At 70.5% G+C, this 16,464-nt stretch carries 13 protein-coding genes; 10 read left to right on the top strand and 3 right to left on the bottom strand.

Features of this window, described 5'->3' with window-relative positions:
- Nucleotides 1-24: 24 nt before the first annotated feature.
- Nucleotides 25-492, bottom strand: a complete 468-nt coding sequence (locus IE226_RS24075) for a metallopeptidase family protein (RefSeq protein ID WP_190083434.1) — start codon at nucleotides 490-492, stop codon at nucleotides 25-27.
- Between the two features lie 354 nt (nucleotides 493-846).
- Between IE226_RS24075 and IE226_RS24070 the strand changes: the two genes are divergently transcribed.
- The 7 genes from IE226_RS24070 (at nucleotide 847) to IE226_RS24040 (ending at nucleotide 8,722) form a co-directional block, all read left to right on the top strand.
- On the top strand, nucleotides 847-1,221 hold the full coding sequence (locus IE226_RS24070; RefSeq protein ID WP_030793262.1) for a DUF3499 domain-containing protein: 375 nt from the start codon (nucleotides 847-849) through the stop codon (nucleotides 1,219-1,221).
- A 212-nt stretch (nucleotides 1,222-1,433) separates the two neighbouring features.
- On the top strand, nucleotides 1,434-3,050 hold the full coding sequence (locus tag IE226_RS24065; RefSeq protein WP_190083433.1) for an L-lactate permease: 1,617 nt from the start codon (nucleotides 1,434-1,436) through the stop codon (nucleotides 3,048-3,050).
- Between the two features lie 162 nt (nucleotides 3,051-3,212).
- Nucleotides 3,213-4,577, top strand: a complete 1,365-nt coding sequence (locus IE226_RS24060) for a phosphomannomutase/phosphoglucomutase (protein WP_190083432.1) — start codon at nucleotides 3,213-3,215, stop codon at nucleotides 4,575-4,577.
- 231 nt (nucleotides 4,578-4,808) lie between these two features.
- Complete coding sequence (locus IE226_RS24055) at nucleotides 4,809-4,985, top strand: Trm112 family protein (RefSeq protein ID WP_190083431.1); 177 nt, start codon at nucleotides 4,809-4,811, stop codon at nucleotides 4,983-4,985.
- Between the two features lie 125 nt (nucleotides 4,986-5,110).
- Complete coding sequence (locus IE226_RS24050) at nucleotides 5,111-6,307, top strand: SIS domain-containing protein (RefSeq protein ID WP_190083430.1); 1,197 nt, start codon at nucleotides 5,111-5,113, stop codon at nucleotides 6,305-6,307.
- A gap of 166 nt (nucleotides 6,308-6,473) precedes the next feature.
- A complete protein-coding gene (manA, locus tag IE226_RS24045; RefSeq protein WP_190083638.1) occupies nucleotides 6,474-7,631 on the top strand; it encodes a mannose-6-phosphate isomerase, class I in 1,158 nt (385 codons plus the stop codon).
- A gap of 131 nt (nucleotides 7,632-7,762) precedes the next feature.
- A complete protein-coding gene (locus IE226_RS24040) occupies nucleotides 7,763-8,722 on the top strand; it encodes a cation diffusion facilitator family transporter (protein WP_190083429.1) in 960 nt (319 codons plus the stop codon).
- Nucleotides 8,723-8,798: 76 nt separating this feature from the next.
- On the opposite strand, the gene IE226_RS24035 is transcribed toward IE226_RS24040, so the two are convergent.
- Nucleotides 8,799-10,892 (bottom strand): fructose-specific PTS transporter subunit EIIC, encoded by a 2,094-nt coding sequence (locus IE226_RS24035; RefSeq protein WP_190083428.1) that lies wholly within the window; start codon nucleotides 10,890-10,892, stop codon nucleotides 8,799-8,801.
- 486 nt (nucleotides 10,893-11,378) lie between these two features.
- Here IE226_RS24035 and ahcY point away from each other — a divergent pair, with 486 nt between their 5' ends.
- The gene (gene ahcY, locus IE226_RS24030; protein ID WP_190083427.1) at nucleotides 11,379-12,836 is read left to right on the top strand and encodes an adenosylhomocysteinase; all 1,458 of its coding nucleotides are present in this window, start codon (nucleotides 11,379-11,381) and stop codon (nucleotides 12,834-12,836) included.
- A gap of 508 nt (nucleotides 12,837-13,344) precedes the next feature.
- Nucleotides 13,345-13,959, top strand: coding sequence for a hypothetical protein (locus IE226_RS24025; protein WP_190083426.1), 615 nt, complete (start codon nucleotides 13,345-13,347; stop codon nucleotides 13,957-13,959).
- A gap of 16 nt (nucleotides 13,960-13,975) precedes the next feature.
- Here IE226_RS24025 and IE226_RS24020 read toward each other — a convergent pair whose 3' ends face one another.
- On the bottom strand, nucleotides 13,976-14,953 hold the full coding sequence (locus tag IE226_RS24020; RefSeq protein ID WP_190083425.1) for an RDD family protein: 978 nt from the start codon (nucleotides 14,951-14,953) through the stop codon (nucleotides 13,976-13,978).
- Between the two features lie 89 nt (nucleotides 14,954-15,042).
- Between IE226_RS24020 and IE226_RS24015 the strand changes: the two genes are divergently transcribed.
- Nucleotides 15,043-16,050 (top strand): stage II sporulation protein M, encoded by a 1,008-nt coding sequence (locus tag IE226_RS24015; RefSeq protein WP_190083424.1) that lies wholly within the window; start codon nucleotides 15,043-15,045, stop codon nucleotides 16,048-16,050.
- Nucleotides 16,051-16,464: the final 414 nt, after the last annotated feature.

The following is a 16,464-nucleotide window of genomic DNA, read 5'->3' as shown; positions in this document are numbered from 1 at the left end:
GTCGCGGGATCGCGGGGGAGGGGTTCAGTCTTCCCCGTAGCGCGGGTCCACCGACTCGGGCGAGAGGCCGAGGAGCTCGGCGACCTGCTCGACCACCACTTCGTGGACGAGCGCGGCCCGTTCGTCGCGGCCCTTGGTGCGGATCTCCACCGGGCGCCGGTAGATGACGACGCGGGCGGGCCGTCCGTCGGACGCCTCGATCGTGCCCCCGAGCGGCACGATGCCGTCGCTCCAGTCGTCCTCGCCCGGGCCGGAACCGGATGCCCGGCCCGGGGAGGGCACCTCGAGCACCAGGAACTCGATCTCGGTCAGCTGCGGCCACCGCCGCTCGAGCCGCTCCACGGAGTCCTGCACCAGGTCGGTGAAGACCTCGGCGCGGCTGGCTGACAGCGGCACCTGGGGAGGCGCGACGGGACCGCGCATGCCCCTGCCGTGGCGGTCGCGGCGGCGGGGCCTCGGGTCGGAGGTGGGGGGCTGTACGGGGTCGTCCATCACTGAGGAAGCGTAGTCCTCGAGATCGCTGTTTCCGCACAGCTTCGACCGGGCTTCCGCAAGGCTTGCGTAGGGCGTCTGTACGAGGCGCGACATGTCGCCGGATGACCATTCCGGTCAGGCTCGGGCCCGATTCTGTCTCTCCCCGAGACAGTCGATCTCGCGATGAATGACGTGTTTTGCGCCAAGTGGTGACCGGATTCAACACCACTGACCCTCCAGGCTCTTTGTGTCATCGCAGGTCAGAAAGGCGTCCCGGCAGCGCGCCGTGGCGCGGATCACAGCACGACACGGTGGGGTGACCTCGCGGGGCGTCGTCGCGGCCCGCTCAAGAGTGCGGTACCGTCCAACATCGTGAGCCCTGTACGTCGCTGTTCGCGCACCGCTTGCGGCCGTCCCGCCGTCGCGACGCTGACGTACGTCTACGCCGACTCGACCGCGGTCCTCGGCCCCCTCGCCACCTACGCCGAACCCCACTGTTACGACCTGTGCGCCGAGCACTCCGAGCGCCTCACCGCGCCCCGCGGCTGGGAGGTCGTCCGCCTCGCCGACGCCTCAGGGCCCGCGCGCCCCAGCGGTGACGACCTCGAAGCGCTCGCCAACGCGGTGCGTGAGGCGGCCCGCCCGCAGGAGCGCGCGGCGGAGGCGGGCGGCGGTGCCCGCAGGGCGGACCCGATGGAGGTCGCGCGCCGCGGCCATCTGCGGGTGCTGCGCTCGCCGGACTCCTGAGGGACTGCGTCTTCCGCTTCCGGGCTCCTGAGCGGCTTCCGTCCCGCCCGCCCGAGTGTCGTCCCGCCCGCACCCCCTCTCCGTAGACACCTGTCGTTTACCGATGAACAAGTTCTCCCGCACGACCCATTGACGTGCACACGTCGCCGAGATGACCATTCCCCCAGTCGTGAGAGATCACCTTCCGCATCACGGAAACCGGGGAGCCGCCCGTGTACGTGCAGCAGCTGGAGCCCGTGGCCGACTCGCTCGGTCTGTCCGCCCTCGTCGCGACCCTGCCCCTCCTGACCGTGCTCGTCCTGCTCGGCGTCGTCCGCATGAAGGCCCACCGCGCGGGCCTCATCGGGCTCGGCGTCGCCGCCCTGGTCGCCTGGCTCGTCTACGGGATGCCGCTCGGCCAGACGGCGTCCGGCGCCGCGCAAGGCGTCCTCTTCGGGTTTTTCCCCATCCTGTGGATCGTCGTCAACGCCCTGTGGGTGTACCGGATGACCGTCCGCACCCGGCACTTCGACATCCTGCGCCGCTCCTTCGGGCGGCTCTCGGACGATCCGCGCATCCAGGCCCTCGTCGTGGCCTTCTGCTTCGGGGCGCTCCTGGAGGCACTCGCCGGCTTCGGTGCGCCCGTCGCCATTTCCGCGGTGATGTTGGTGGCGCTCGGCTTCGACCCGGTGAAGGCCGCCGTCGTCGCCCTCGTGGCCAACACGGCGCCCGTCGCCTTCGGCGCCATGGGTACCCCCGTGGTGACGCTCGCCCAGGTCACCGGGCTTCCGCTGGACACCGTCGCCACGGTCGTCGGCCGCCAGACACCGCTGCTCGCCCTGGTCGTGCCGCTGCTCCTGGTCTTCCTGGTGGACGGGCGGCGCGGCCTGCGCGAGACCTGGGTGCCCGCCCTGGCCTGCGGATTCGCCTTCGCCGCCGCGCAGTTCGCCGCGTCCAACTATGTCTCCGCGCAGCTGGCCGACATCGGTGCCGCCCTGGCGGGCGCGGGCGCCCTTGTGGCGGTGCCGAGCGCACGCAGGCCCGCATCGGAACCCGTACGCGTCGCGGTCCTCACCGGCGTACGCAGCGAAGACCTGGACCACGACGACCCGCGCCCCGAGATCCTGCGCGCCTATGCCCCGTACGCGCTCATCGTCGCCATCTTCTCGCTCGCCCAGATCCCGCCCGTGAAGGACCTGCTGGCCAAGGCGACGCAGACCTTCGACTGGCCCTTCCTGAACGTCGCCGGCCCTGACGGGGACCCGGTCGGCGGCAACCTCTTCTCGCTGCCGCTCGTGGCGACGGGTGGCACCCTCGTGCTGCTCGCCGGGGTGGCGACGGCGGCCGTACTCGGGGTGCACGCGCGCGTGGCGGCGCGGGAATGGGCGGCGACCGTGCACGAACTGCGGTTCGCGATCCTCACGGTGACCTCCGTGCTCGCCCTCGCGTACGTCATGAACCTGTCCGGGCAGGCCGCCACCATCGGCCACTACGTGGCGGCGGCGGGCGCGGGGCTCGCCTTCCTCTCGCCGGTGCTCGGTTGGTTCGGCGTCGCGGTCTCCGGCTCCGACACCTCCGCCAACGCGCTCTTCGGCGCGCTCCAGGTGACGGCGGCCCAGCAGTCGGGGCTCTCGCCCGAACTGCTCGCGGCCGCCAACAGCTCGGGTGGCGTGCTCGGCAAGATGATCTCCCCGCAGAACCTCACGATCGCCTGCGCCGCGGTCGGGCTCGCGGGCAAGGAGGGCGACCTGCTGCGCAAGGTGCTGCCCTGGAGCCTCGCCTTGCTCCTCGTGATGTGTCTGATCGTGGTGGGGCAGAGCACGGCGGTGCTCGGATGGATGCTGCCGTGATCCAGGAGACCCGGAGATCCAGGAGACCCGGGAGATCCGGAAGCAACGATCTTGGCTTCATGACGTTCACGGCTGGTTGTCGGCAGTTGCGGGTAGTTTGGGGTGGCCGACGAGTACTCGCCGGAATCGCTGAACTCGCAGAACCTGCAGAGAGGGTTGGCCGTGACTGCTGATCTGTCCCAGATCGTGAAGGCGTACGACGTGCGCGGGGTGGTCCCGGACCAGTGGGACGAGTCCTTGGCCGAGCTGTTCGGCGCGGCCTTCGCGAAGGTGACGGACGCGGACGCCATCGTCACCGGGCACGACATGCGGCCGTCGTCGCCCGGTCTGGCCCGCGCCTTCGCACGCGGGGCCGCGGCGCTCGGCGTGAACGTCACCGAGATCGGCCTGTGCTCGACGGACCAGCTCTACTACGCGTCGGGGGCGCTCAACCTGCCGGGCGCGATGTTCACGGCCTCGCACAACCCCGCGCAGTACAACGGCATCAAGATGTGCCGCGCGGGCGCCGCCCCGGTCGGCCAGGACACCGGTCTCGCCGAGATCCGCGCCCTGGTGGAGGGCTGGTCGGAGTCGGGCGCCCCGGAGCCCGCGGCCACGCCCGGCACGCTCACGCAGCGGGACACCCTGGGGGACTACGCCGCGCACCTGCGCGGCCTGGTGGACCTCACCGCCATCCGCCCCCTCAAGATCGTCGTCGACGCGGGCAACGGCATGGGCGGGCACACCGTCCCGACGGTCTTCGAGGGCCTGCCGCTCACGCTCGTACCGATGTACTTCGAGCTGGACGGCACGTTCCCGAACCACGAGGCCAATCCGCTGGACCCGGCGAACATCGTGGACCTGCAGGAGCGGGTGCGCGCCGAGGGCGCCGACCTCGGTGTCGCCTTCGACGGCGACGCGGACCGCTGCTTCGTCGTCGACCAGGACGGCGCCCCGGTCTCCCCGTCGGCGATCACCGCCCTGGTCGCCTCGCGCGAGCTCGCCCGCAACGGCGGCAAGGGCACGGTCATCCACAACCTCATCACCTCGTGGTCGGTGCCCGAGGTCGTGCGCGAGAACGGCGGCACGCCCGTGCGCACGCGCGTGGGTCACTCCTTCATCAAGGAGGAGATGGCCAAGACCGGCGCCATCTTCGGCGGCGAGCACTCCGCGCACTACTACTTCCGTGACTTCTGGAACGCGGACACGGGCATGCTGGCCGCCCTCCACGTCCTCGCGGCCCTCGGCGAGCAGGAGGGCCCGCTGTCGGCCCTCGTCGCCCAGTACGACCGCTATGCCGCCTCCGGCGAGATCAACTCCACGGTCCACGACCAGACGGCACGGCTCGCCGCGATCAAGGCCAGGTACGAGGCCGAGGAGGGCGTCACCATCGACGAACTCGACGGCCTCACGGTCACGGCCGCCGACTGGTGGTTCAACGTCCGCGCCTCCAACACGGAACCGCTGCTGCGCCTGAACGTAGAGGCAAGGGACGAGCAGACGATGACCAAGACGCGAGACGAGGCCCTGGCAATCATCAGGGGCTAGCCGCAGCGTTCGCGGGCAGGCTGCGCAAGGGCGTTTGCGGGCAGGCGTTCCGCAGGGCTGCGGGCCGGTGGGCACAAACGCCCCACCGGCCCGCAGCCGGAGAACGACGTGAGGCCGCACCCGAGGGGGCGGGGGCGAAGCCCCGCCGGTACACACCCCGATGCCCGGGGGCCAGAGGTACGCTGAGCAGGCGACATTCCGCACCCCCACCCGCTCGAAGGGACCCACCCCATGCCGCTCGAAGCCGGCCTCCTGGAGATCCTCGCCTGCCCGGCCTGCCACGCTCCCCTCAAGGAGGCGGACACGGAGCTGGTCTGCACGGCGGAAGGCAAGGACTGCGGCCTCGCCTACCCCGTCCGGGACGGCATCCCCGTACTCCTCGTCGACGAGGCCCGCCGCCCCGCGTAAAGCCGAAAGCCGTCGCAAGGCCGGCGCAGGGTCACGCAAGGCCCGGGGGCCCCGAAGAAGGCAACGACAAGAAGCGCGGCCGGCGGCCCCCGCCCCGTCGCCCGGCGAATCGGAGGCCCGACCCCATGCTCGACGAATCGCTGCTCGACGCTCCCGAGGCCCTCGCGGTGGCGGACCGCCGCGGCCTCCTCCGCGGCGTCGCGGAGGCAGGAGCCCGCGTCCGCACGGCGGTCCGGCACGCCACCGAGGCCGGCCTCACGCAGCTCAAGCCGGACGGCCGCCCCCGCGCCATCCTGATCGCGGGCCCCGGCACCGCCGCCACCTGCGTCGCCGACGTGCTCGGCACCCTCGCGGGAGCAGGCTGCCCCGTGATCCGCCTCGCCCCCACCGGCGTGGCCCCCGCGGCAGGCGCCCTGCGCTGGGCGCTCCCCGGCTGGGCGGGCCCCCTCGACCTGCTGCTCGTCGCCACCCCGGACGGCACGGAGCCAGGACTCGAACTCCTCGCCGAGCAGGCGTACCGCCGCGGCTGCACCGTCGTCGCCGTCGCCCCCGCGCGTACCCCGCTCGCCGAGGGCGTGGAGGGCTCGCACGGCCTCACGGTCCCGATGGCCACATCGCCGTACGGGGAGTACGAGGCCCCGCACGACGGAGAGCGCGCCTCCGAGTCGTACGAAGCGCGCCGCCTGGACGACGAGGCCGCCGCGTCCCTCCCCGCGACCCTCTGGGCGCTGCTCGTCCCGCTGCTCGTCCTCCTGGACCGCACCGGCCTGATCACCGCGCCGCCCGAGACCCTGGAGAAGATCGCCGACCGCCTCGACGACATCGCGGAACGCTGCGGTCCGGTCGTCGCGACGCACAGCAACCCCGCCAAGACGCTCGCCGCCGAACTGGCCGACGCCCTGCCGGTGATCTGGACCGAGGGAAAGCTCGCGGGCCCCGTCGGCCGGCGCTTCGCCGCCACGCTCGCCGAGCTGGCCGGACACCCGTCGGTCGCGGGCGAACTGCCCGAGGCGCTGCCCGCGCACGGCGCTCTGCTCGCCGGCAGCCTGGCCCCCGCCGCCGACGGCGACGACTTCTTCCGCGACCGCGTCGAGGAACCCCAGCACCTGCGCGCCCGCGTCGTCCTGCTCCGCGACCGCCCGGTGGACGCGGGGGGTCTCAGCGCCGCCCCCGCGGCCCGCGAGCTCGCCCACGGCCACGACGTCGCGATCAGCGAGCTGGAGCCGGAGGACGGCGACGACCTGGAGACCCTCGCGGAGCTGATCGCCGTCACGGATTTCGCCGCCGTTTACCTGGCGCTCGCCCCGAGGGACGGATCATGACCGCAGCCCGTTCATGAGCGGCACGAGCTGGACGAGCTAATCGAGCTAGACGAGCTGCACGAGCTGCCTGACCTTCATGCAGCTGCACGAGCTGGACGAGCTTCATGACCCCGCACTCGCCAACGAACGCCCCGCACCGCGTACGTACGTAAGGGAGAACCCCTCCGTGGACCGCCTCACCAACACCATCCGCCCCTACGCCTGGGGTTCCACCACCGCCATCGCGGAACTCATCGGCGTCGAGCCGACCGGTGAGCCGCAGGCGGAGATGTGGATGGGCGCCCACCCCGGCGCGCCCTCGCGCACCGAGCGCGGCCCGCTCGACGAGGTGATCGACGCGGACCCGGCGCGCGAGCTCGGCAGGGCGTCGGTCGCCAGGTTCGGCCCGCGCCTGCCCTTCCTCCTCAAGCTCCTGGCGGCGGGCGCCCCGCTCTCCCTCCAGGTGCACCCCGACCTGGAGCAGGCCAGGGAGGGTTACGAGGACGAGGAGAGCCGCGGCGTCCCGGTCGACGCCCCGCACCGCAACTACAAGGACGCCAACCACAAGCCCGAACTGATCTGCGCCCTCACGGAGTTCGACGGCCTCTGCGGCTTCCGCGACCCCGTCGAGGCCGCCGACCTGCTCGCCGGCCTCGGCGTCGACTCCGTGAAGCCGTACGTCGACCTCCTGCACGCCAAGCCCGGCGACGGCGCCCTGCGCGAGGTCCTGACGGCCGTACTGACCGCGGACCGGGACGAGATGGCGGCGACCGTCACCGAGGTCACCGAGGCCGCCGAACGCCTCGGCGGCGCCTACACCCCGTACGCGGGCATCGCCCACCACTACCCCGGCGACCCCGGCGTCATCGCGGCGATGCTCCTCAACCACGTCCGCCTGCAACCCGGCGAGGCCCTGTTCCTCGGCGCCGGAGTCCCGCACGCCTACCTCGACGGCCTCGGCGTCGAGATCATGGCCAACTCGGACAACGTGCTGCGCTGCGGCCTGACCCCCAAGCACGTCGACGTGCCCGAACTCCTGCGCATCGTGCGCTTCGAGCCGACCGACCCCGGAGTCCTGCGCCCCGAGGCGTCACCGGACGGCGAAGAGGTCTACGAGACCCCGATCGACGAGTTCCGCCTCTCCCGCTTCGTCCTGCCCGAGGGCGCGGCGGCACCACACGACCTCACGGCGGCGACACCGCAGATCCTGCTCTGCGTCGCGGGCTCGGTCCGGGTGGGCGACGCCGGGGAACTCACGCCCGGGCAGTCCGTGTTCGTCCCCGCGGACGAAAAGGCCGAAGTGTCCGGAGTGGGCACGCTCTTCCGTGCCACTGTGGTGGCCTGACTCACCACCAGCGCCTCTTGCTGCAACAATGACCCACCGCAAAGGGCGGGCAAAGCAGCGCCCACCGCTCCGGCAGCGCTGCCGGAGCGGTGCTCGAGGAACGTACGCAGTCGAAGGGACAACGGGCACACATGAGCGCGTCAGGCGGAACAAAGGCGATTGTCGCGGCACTCGCCGCGAACCTCGCGATCGCGGTGGCGAAGTTCGTCGCGTTCATCTTCAGCGGTTCGTCGTCGATGCTCGCCGAGAGCGTGCACTCGCTCGCGGACTCGGGCAACCAGGGGCTGCTGCTCCTCGGCGGCAAGAAGGCACAGCGCGAGGCCACCCCGCAACACCCCTTCGGATACGGCCGCGAGCGCTACATCTACGCCTTCCTGGTCTCCATCGTGCTCTTCTCGGTCGGCGGCATGTTCGCGATCTACGAGGGCTACGAGAAGATCAAGCACCCGCACGAGATCGAGCACTGGTACTGGCCGGTCGGCGTCCTGGTGTTCGCCATCATCGCCGAGACCTTCTCCTTCCGTACGGCCATCAAGGAGTCGAACCAGACGCGCGGCAGCCTCACGTGGACGCAGTTCGTCCGCCGCGCCAAGGCCCCCGAGCTGCCGGTCGTGCTCCTGGAGGACCTGGGCGCCCTGGTCGGCCTGATCCTGGCCCTGATCGGCGTCGGCCTCGCGCTCGGCACGGGCGACGGCGTCTGGGACGGCATCGGCACCCTCTGCATCGGTGTCCTGCTCATCCTGATCGCGATCGTCCTCGCCCTGGAGACCAAGTCGCTGCTCCTCGGCGAGGCCGCGGGCACGGATGAGGTCGAGAAGATCGAGAAGGCCCTGGTCGACGGCGACACCGTCACCCGCGTCATCCACATGCGCACGCTGCACCTCGGCCCCGAGGAGCTCCTCGTCGCCGCCAAGATCGCCGTCCACCAGAACGAAACGGCCGCCCAGGTGGCCGCCGCGATAAACGCCGCCGAGGAGCGCATCCGTACGGCGGTCCCGATCGCCCGCGTGATCTACCTTGAGCCGGACATCTACAGCGAGACGGCCGCCGCCGACGGCGCGAACCCGGCGAAGACGCCCGGCGGTCACTGACTTCTCCGGGATGTACGTGGATGGGGCCCCGCACCTGCACGGTGCGGGGCCCCATCTCTGTACGGGAGCTGCGAAGTCACTGAACCTCGCGCAGCACCCCGAGGATCGCCGCCTCGTCCGGCGCCGCCTCAAGGCGCTCCCGGAAGCCGGTGTCCATCAGCTTGCGCGAGAGCAGCGCGAGAATGCGCAGGTGCTCGTCGCCCGCGGCCGACTCCGGCACGGAGATCATGAAGATCAGCTTGGCCTTCGTACCGTCGATGGCACCCCACTCGATGCCCTCGGACGACCGTGCGAACCCGACGACCGGGGAGGTCACCGCGTCCGTCTTGGCGTGGGGGATGGCGATCTCCTCGCCGAGCCCCGTGGTGCCCTGTGCCTCGCGGCGCAGAGCGGTCTCCACGAGCTCCTCCACGTCGGCGACCTTGCCGGTGGCGGCGAGGAGGTGCGCCATCTCGCGGATCGCGGAGTCCTTGTCGGCGGAGTCGAGATCGACCTTCACGGTCTGCTCGGTGAGATAGCCGGAGAGGACTTCGTCTTCTGCGGGAGCGGGAGCGGGAGCCGGGGCGGGCGCGGAAGGTGCCTTCGCCGGGGCCGCGGACGCCCCGGAGGCGACGGCTCCGGCGTCCGCTCCCACTCCCGCTCCCGCTCCCACGCCCACGAGCACCGGCTCGGCCCCGCCCGGCACCTCGACGACCGGCGCCCCGCGCCGCTTGCGCTCGCTGAGGTCGACCAGCGTGACGGTGGTGAGGGCGGTGACGACGGTGCCGACGGCGATGGCGAGGAAGAACATCGGCACGCCGCCGACGGCACCGAGCACGGCCACGATCGGACCGCCGTGCGGCACCGCGTCCTTCACGCTCGCGAGCCCCGCGATCGCACCGGCGACGGCGCCGCCGAGCATGTTCGCCGGGATGACCTGCGCGGGCCGCGCGGCGGCGAAGGGGATCGCACCCTCCGAGATGCCGAACAACCCCATGAACAGTGCCGCCATGCCGGTCTCCCGCTCCTGCTGGGAGTAGAGCCGCCGCCTGATCAGCGTGGCGAGGCCCTGGCCGAGCGGCATGACCGGGATCGCCGCGGCGCACATGCCCATGACGGTCTGGTTGCCGGTCGCGATGAGACCGGTGCCGAACAGGAACGCCGTCTTGTTGACCGGACCGCCCATGTCGAACGCGATCATGAGCCCGAGAATCGCGCCGAGCAGGATCGCGCTGGTCCCGGTCATGCCGCTGAGCCAGCTCGTCAGATGCTCGAAGATCCACGAGATCGGTTTGCCGATGACGTAGATGAAGAAGAGGCCGAGTGCCGTGGTCGCGACGATGGGGATCACGATGATCGGCATGATCGGCTGGGCGAACTTCGGGACCTTGACCTTCTTGATCCACAGCACCAGATAACCGGCGAGGAAACCGGTCACGATGGCCCCGATGAAGCCCGCGCCCGCCTTGGAGTCGTACAGCTCACCGGTGTTGGCGATCCAGCCGCCGATCATGCCGGGCACGAGCGCGGGCCGGTCGCCGATCGCGTAGGCGATATAGCCGGAGAGGATCGGCACCATCAAGGTGAAGCCGATGACGCCGATGGCGTTGACGTGTGCCCAGAAGGTGCCTTCGGGGATCACATAGCCCTTGGCGGTCGCGTCACCGCCGAGCGCCAGCGAGATCGCGATCAACAGCCCGCCGACCACGACGAACGGAATCATGTACGAGACGCCGTTCATCAGCGCCTTGTACGCGAGGCTCCGCTCCTTGCCGCCTGCACCGCCTCCGCCGGTGGTCTGCTCGGCGGAACCGCCGCCCGCGCCGCCGCCGTGTGCGGGTGCGCCCCGCACCTGCTCGATCAGCCGCTCGGGGTGGCTGATGCCCTCGGACACCCCGACGGACAGCACGCGCTTGCCCACGAAACGGCCGCGGTCGACATCCTTGTCGGCCGCGATGATGATGCCGTCAGCCTCTCTGACATCGTTGTCAGTCAAGACATTCTCGGCCCCGATGGAGCCCTGCGTCTCCACCTTCATGTCGATGCCGAGGCTCTCGGCGGCCTGCGAAAGCTTCTCCGCCGCCATGTACGTGTGGGCGATACCGGTCGGACAGGCGGTCACGGCGAGCAGCTTGAGCTTCCTTTGCTCGCCGCCGCTCCCGCCTATGGGGGGATCGGCCGGACGGGTCACGTGGTCTCCTAACGCCTTCAAGGTTCGAGGCCTTCAGCGCCTCAACGCCTTCGTCGAACAAGATCGCGCAAATGTTCCCGATCTCAAGGCATCCTGCAACACGCGCGCGCATGTTCAAAAGCGCAAAGGTCCCGAACGCGCAGGTACGAGGCCCTGTCCGTGTCGTTGCCCGTTGGCCGCCCCACCCGCCCGGACACTTGAGGGACAAGTCCCGGCCGCCCTGGAGGCAAGGTCCAGCCACTCTCGAGACGGGCTCGGACACCCTGGAGGCGGGCTGGGGCTCGCTGGGCCAATCGGTGTAGCTTTGTGACCGAGCCAGACGTCGCTGCTGATGGCGGTCGGGCGGTGCCTGTACGGGCGCCGTCCGAGGGAGAGAGGGCCTCCGACGGACTGCGCTGCTGCGCGCCGGTGCTCTTCTGTGCCGTTGTCGCAGGTCAGCCATGTCCATCCACCCTCGATCAACCCCCACGAGGAGCAGCTCACCAAATGTCGACTCTCATCAATGGCAAGGACTTCAAGGTCGCCGATCTCTCCCTGGCCGAGTTCGGCCGCAAGGAGATCACCCTCGCCGAGCACGAGATGCCCGGCCTGATGTCGATCCGCAAGGAATTCGCCGCCGCACAGCCGCTGGCCGGCGCACGCATCATGGGCTCGCTGCACATGACCGTGCAGACCGCCGTCCTCATCGAGACCCTGGTCGCCCTCGGCGCCGAGGTCCGCTGGGTCTCCTGCAACATCTTCTCGACCCAGGACCACGCCGCCGCGGCCATCGCCGTCGGCCCGAACGGCACCCCGGACGACCCCCAGGGCATCCCGGTCTTCGCCTGGAAGGGCGAGACTCTCGAGGAGTACTGGTGGTGCACGGAGCAGGCGCTGACCTGGCCGAACACCCCCACCGGCGGCCCGAACATGATCCTGGACGACGGTGGCGACGCCACCCTCCTCGTCCACAAGGGCGTCGAGTACGAGAAGGCCGGCAAGGTCCCCTCCGAGGACACCGCCGAGTCGGACGAGCACCGCGTCATCCTGCAGCTCCTCAACCGCACCATCACCGAGGGCTCGCAGAAGTGGACCCAGCTCGCCTCGGAGATCCGCGGCGTGACCGAGGAGACCACGACGGGCGTCCACCGCCTGTACGAGATGCACCGCGACGGCACCCTCCTCTTCCCGGCGATCAACGTGAACGACGCCGTCACGAAGTCGAAGTTCGACAACAAGTACGGCTGCCGCCACTCCCTGATCGACGGCATCAACCGCGCCACGGACGTCCTGATCGGCGGCAAGACCGCCCTCGTCTGCGGTTACGGCGATGTCGGCAAGGGCTGCGCCGAGTCGCTCCGCGGCCAGGGCGCGCGCGTGATCATCACCGAGGTCGACCCCATCTGCGCCCTCCAGGCGGCGATGGACGGCTTCCAGGTCACGACGCTGGACGAGGTCGTCGACAAGGTCGACATCTTCGTCACCACGACCGGCAACAAGGACATCATCATGGCCTCGGACATGGCCAAGATGAAGCACCAGGCGATCGTCGGCAACATCGGCCACTTCGACAACGAGATCGACATGGCCGGCCTCGCCAAGATCCCCGGCATCGTCAAGGACGAGGTCAAGCCGCAGGTCCACACCTGGACGTTCCCCGACGGCAAGGTGCTCATCGTCCTCTCCGAGGGCCGCCTGCTGAACCTGGGCAACGCGACCGGCCACCCGTCCTTCGTGATGTCCAACTCCTTCGCGGACCAGACCCTGGCCCAGATCGAGCTGTTCACCAAGCAGGACGAGTACCCGACCGACGTCTACGTCCTCCCCAAGCACCTGGACGAGAAGGTCGCCCGCCTCCACCTGGACTCGCTCGGCGTCAAGCTCACGACCCTGCGCCCCGAGCAGGCCGCGTACATCGGCGTAGAGGTAGAGGGCCCGTACAAGCCGGACCACTACCGCTACTGAGCAACCCCGGCCGCGGCCACTCCACGCCCCGGCCCCAAGCTCACCGCAGGCCCTCGCCCACCCGGGCGGGGGCCTGCGCCCGTGAGTGCCGGACGGAGCACCTTGCGCCCGGCACCACTGCTCCGACAGAGCCCGAGGCGTCCGGCTGCGGCCCGCACTCGGCCCCAGGGCAACCCTGACGACCCGCCAGAAGACCCCCAGAACTCAAAAGCTGCCGGACTCACGAGTTGCTGCCAGGACTCAGGAACTGGGTATGGATGCGCCCCCGCCCCGCCTCTTCACCCCGCACCGCTTGCCCCGGCCGAGGCCCGGCAGGCTGCCACCCGCAGGTACCGCCGGGCCCCAAAGCGCCCCGGAATCACGGCTGGCCTACCTTGGGTCCGGGGCGGACCCTTGGGTCCGGGGCGGACCGAGCAGCCCCTCCCTACAGCGGGCCCCGGCCAACAGCCGACCGAAGGCCCGCCCCGGCCCTCGGACGAGAACCCGCCCCCGACAAGGACCGAGCCCCATGCCCCGCGGCCACTATTCGCTTCACGATCCGCACGACCACACCCCCCTCGGTGAAGAGCACTTCCACTGCGCCCCCGGCCCTTCCGGCTGGCGCTACGTTTCCCAGCGCACCGCGCCCTCGGGCGAACCCGCCGGCTCCGTCGACCTGGCCCTCGACGAACTCGGCCGCCCCATCCGCCTCGAACTCCACGCGGGGGACTGGCAGATCCGCGCCGCGGCTATCGACGGCGTCACCTGGGTCCGCTCCGAACCCACCGGCGCCCACGCCACGGAAGACAACGCCCCCGCCCACGCCTTCACCGGCACATCCCCCGCTTTCCTCATCGCGACCACACGCCTGCTACGCCTCACCCCCGCTTCCCCCGCGACCCGCGTCCGCCTCGTCGCCTTCACCGATCCGGTCCTCGCCCCCCGCACACTCGACCAGTCCTGGGCCCTGCTGAAAAGCGAAGCACACGCCACTGACAACGGCCCGTTGATCGTGGACGAATACCAGGTCACGGCCCTGGACACCGGCGAGCAGCACGCCATCCACATCGCGGGCGACGTCGTACTCTCGGCCCCCGGCATCGAGCTCGAGAACCTCGAATCCCCGCCCTCGACGTTCGCCTGACGCCGGCCCCGCCGACCTACGCGGGCGGCACGAACCCAGTGCCGGGCGACGAGCCCTCCGCACCGTCCCGCCCGGCGACCGGCCCCGCATCACGCGGCTCCTGCGGCTCCTGCCTACCCACCGCCTCCGCCGCCCCCACCGGGTAACTCGGGTATGCCGGGATAGAGACAGGCCCCACCGACCCGCCCCCGCCCGGATACCCCGCCACAGCCCCCGGCCCGGCGTGCGCAGGCGGCGCCGCCTGCCCGCCGCCGAACGCCCGCCGAGCGTCCCGCGCCTGCCGCTCCTGCACGACCGCCGCCAGATACGCGGCAGGCGGCACACCCTGCGGAGCCGGCGCCCCCGTACGCTCCGCGAGATCCCCGGCGAGCCGCTCGGCCATCGCCCAGCCGACCTGCGGATCCAGCTGCCCCATCCGCGTCAGGTACTGCCGGATGGCCAGCCAAAGACCCTCGGGCACCCCGGACAGATCAAGCTCGGAGAACCGCCCCGCGAGCCAGGGCGGCGGCGGAGGAATGAAAGCCGCCTCCCCGGTGGGCACCCGCTCCCGTACGACAAGCGTCCCCGCGAACACATCCCCCAGCCGCCGCCCCCGCGCCGACACCAGCGAGGCGATACAGGCGACGACCCCGAACGTCAGCAGAATCTCGATGACCCCCACCGCACCCCGCACCAACGCGTGCCGGAAACGAATCGGCCCCCCGTCGTCCCGCACCACCCGCAGCCCGCACGCCATCTTGCCCAGCGACCTGCCATGGCTGAGCGTCTCCACCGCGATCGGCCCACCGACCAGGATCAGTACGAAGCTGGCGACAGCGACCGCCGCGGCAGCAGCGTCGTCCAAGGAAGAGGTAGAGGCCACGATCCCCACGGTCACCCCGAGGTAGACCGCCCAGACGACCGCCAGGTCGATCAGTACGGCGAGCCCTCGGCTCGGCAGCTTCGCCGGGCGCAGCTCGAGCGCCACCGCCTCGCCCGTCACAAGCTCACTCACGCCAGCCGCCCTTCCCCGCCTGCCCTCGGAACCGCCAGTCTGCCAAGCTGAAGCAGCATCCGCGCCGCAGTACGAGGAGCAGCCACCTGATGGACCTCGACGTCTTCGTCTCCGCCCACCGAGCCGAGTGGGACCGACTCGACGCCCTGCTGCGCCGCCAGCGCCGCCTCAACGGAGCCGAGACCGACGAACTCGTCGCCCTCTACCAACGCACGGCCACGCACCTCTCGCTGATCCAGTCCAGCGCCCCGGACCCGCAGCTCACCGGCCGCCTCACCCGCCTCGTGGCACGCGCGCGCAGCGCGGTGACGGGCACCCGCCGCGCTTCCTGGCGCGACGCCACGCACTTCCTGACCCACGGTTTCCCGGCAGCGGTCTACCGCTCCCGCCACTGGTGGGTCCCCACAGCCCTGCTCTCGACGCTGCTCGCGGTCGTCATCGGCTGGTGGATCGCCACGCATCCGGAGGTTCAGTCCTCCATCGCGGCCCCCGACGAACTGCGCGAACTCACCCGCCCCGGCGGCGAGTACGAGACGTACTACTCGAGCCACCCAGCGGCATCGTTCGCCGCCCAGGTATGGACGAACAACGCCCAAGCAGCGGCGATGTGCCTGGTCCTGGGCGCCTTCCTCTGCTTCCCGGTCATCTGGATCCTCTTCCAGAACATGCTGAACGTGGGCGTAGGCATCGGCCTGATGTCCTCCGCGGACCGCCTCGACACCTTCCTGGGCTTGATCCTCCCGCACGGCCTCCTCGAACTGACCGCGGTCTTCGTGGCCGCCGGCACGGGCCTGCGTCTCGGCTGGACCCTCATCGATCCGGGCCCGCGCTCACGCCGAACGGCCCTCGCGGAAGAGGGCCGAGCGGCCCTCGGCATGGCGGTCGGCCTGGCCCTGGTCCTCTTCGTCTCCGGCGCCATCGAAGGCTTCGTCACCCCGTCCGGCCTGCCGACATGGGCCCGCATCAGCATCGGAATAGCCGCTGAACTGGCCTTCCTCGTTTACGTCTACGTCCTGGGCGGCAGAGCGGCACGGGCCGGCACCACGGGCGACCTGGAACCCGCGGAACGCAGCGCCACCGTGCCCACCGCAGCTTGATGTGCGTCAGCCCCTGCTGACCTGCTAGTGTCCTCGACGCCCCAGAAAAACCGTTGACACGGAAGGACTGGGGAGGTAGATTCGAACAGTTGCCTAGAGCTGGACAAGTCCAGCGGCGGCAGTTAATATCTGCCTGCTTCTTGATTCTCATAAGCCAAGAAGCCCCTCCCGATAAATCGGAAACCGCAGCCGGTAAGACCGGCCGAAAACTTCTGATAAAGTCGGAACCGCCGGAAAGGGAAACGCGAAAGCCGAAAGGCCGGAGCGGGAACCGGAAAGGCACCGAGGAAATCGGACACGAAAGAGTCTGATAGAGTCGGAAACGCAAGACAGCAAGACAAAATGAAACACCGAAGGGAAGCGCCCGGAGGAAAGCCCGAGAGGGTGAGTACAAAGGAAGCGTCCGTTCCTTGA

The sequence above is a fragment of the Streptomyces longisporoflavus genome, assembly GCF_014649775.1.
GTDB classification, from domain to species: Bacteria; Actinomycetota; Actinomycetes; order Streptomycetales; family Streptomycetaceae; genus Streptomyces; species Streptomyces longisporoflavus.
The sequence above is the reverse complement of the archived record's forward strand: the minus strand, read 5'-3'. Positions and strand labels throughout refer to the sequence as shown.

Bases quoted from the DNA above. Each gene is read 5' to 3' on its own strand.
- ahcY (WP_190083427.1), top strand. From the start codon at position 11,379: ATGTCGACTCTCATCAATGGCAAGGACTTCAAGGTCGCCGATCTCTCC.
- IE226_RS24055 (WP_190083431.1), top strand. From the start codon at position 4,809: ATGCCGCTCGAAGCCGGCCTCCTGGAGATCCTCGCCTGCCCGGCCTGC.
- IE226_RS24040 (WP_190083429.1), top strand. From the start codon at position 7,763: ATGAGCGCGTCAGGCGGAACAAAGGCGATTGTCGCGGCACTCGCCGCG.
- IE226_RS24015 (WP_190083424.1), top strand. From the start codon at position 15,043: ATGGACCTCGACGTCTTCGTCTCCGCCCACCGAGCCGAGTGGGACCGA.
- IE226_RS24075 (WP_190083434.1), bottom strand. From the start codon at position 492: ATGGACGACCCCGTACAGCCCCCCACCTCCGACCCGAGGCCCCGCCGC.
- IE226_RS24025 (WP_190083426.1), top strand. From the start codon at position 13,345: ATGCCCCGCGGCCACTATTCGCTTCACGATCCGCACGACCACACCCCC.
- IE226_RS24050 (WP_190083430.1), top strand. From the start codon at position 5,111: ATGCTCGACGAATCGCTGCTCGACGCTCCCGAGGCCCTCGCGGTGGCG.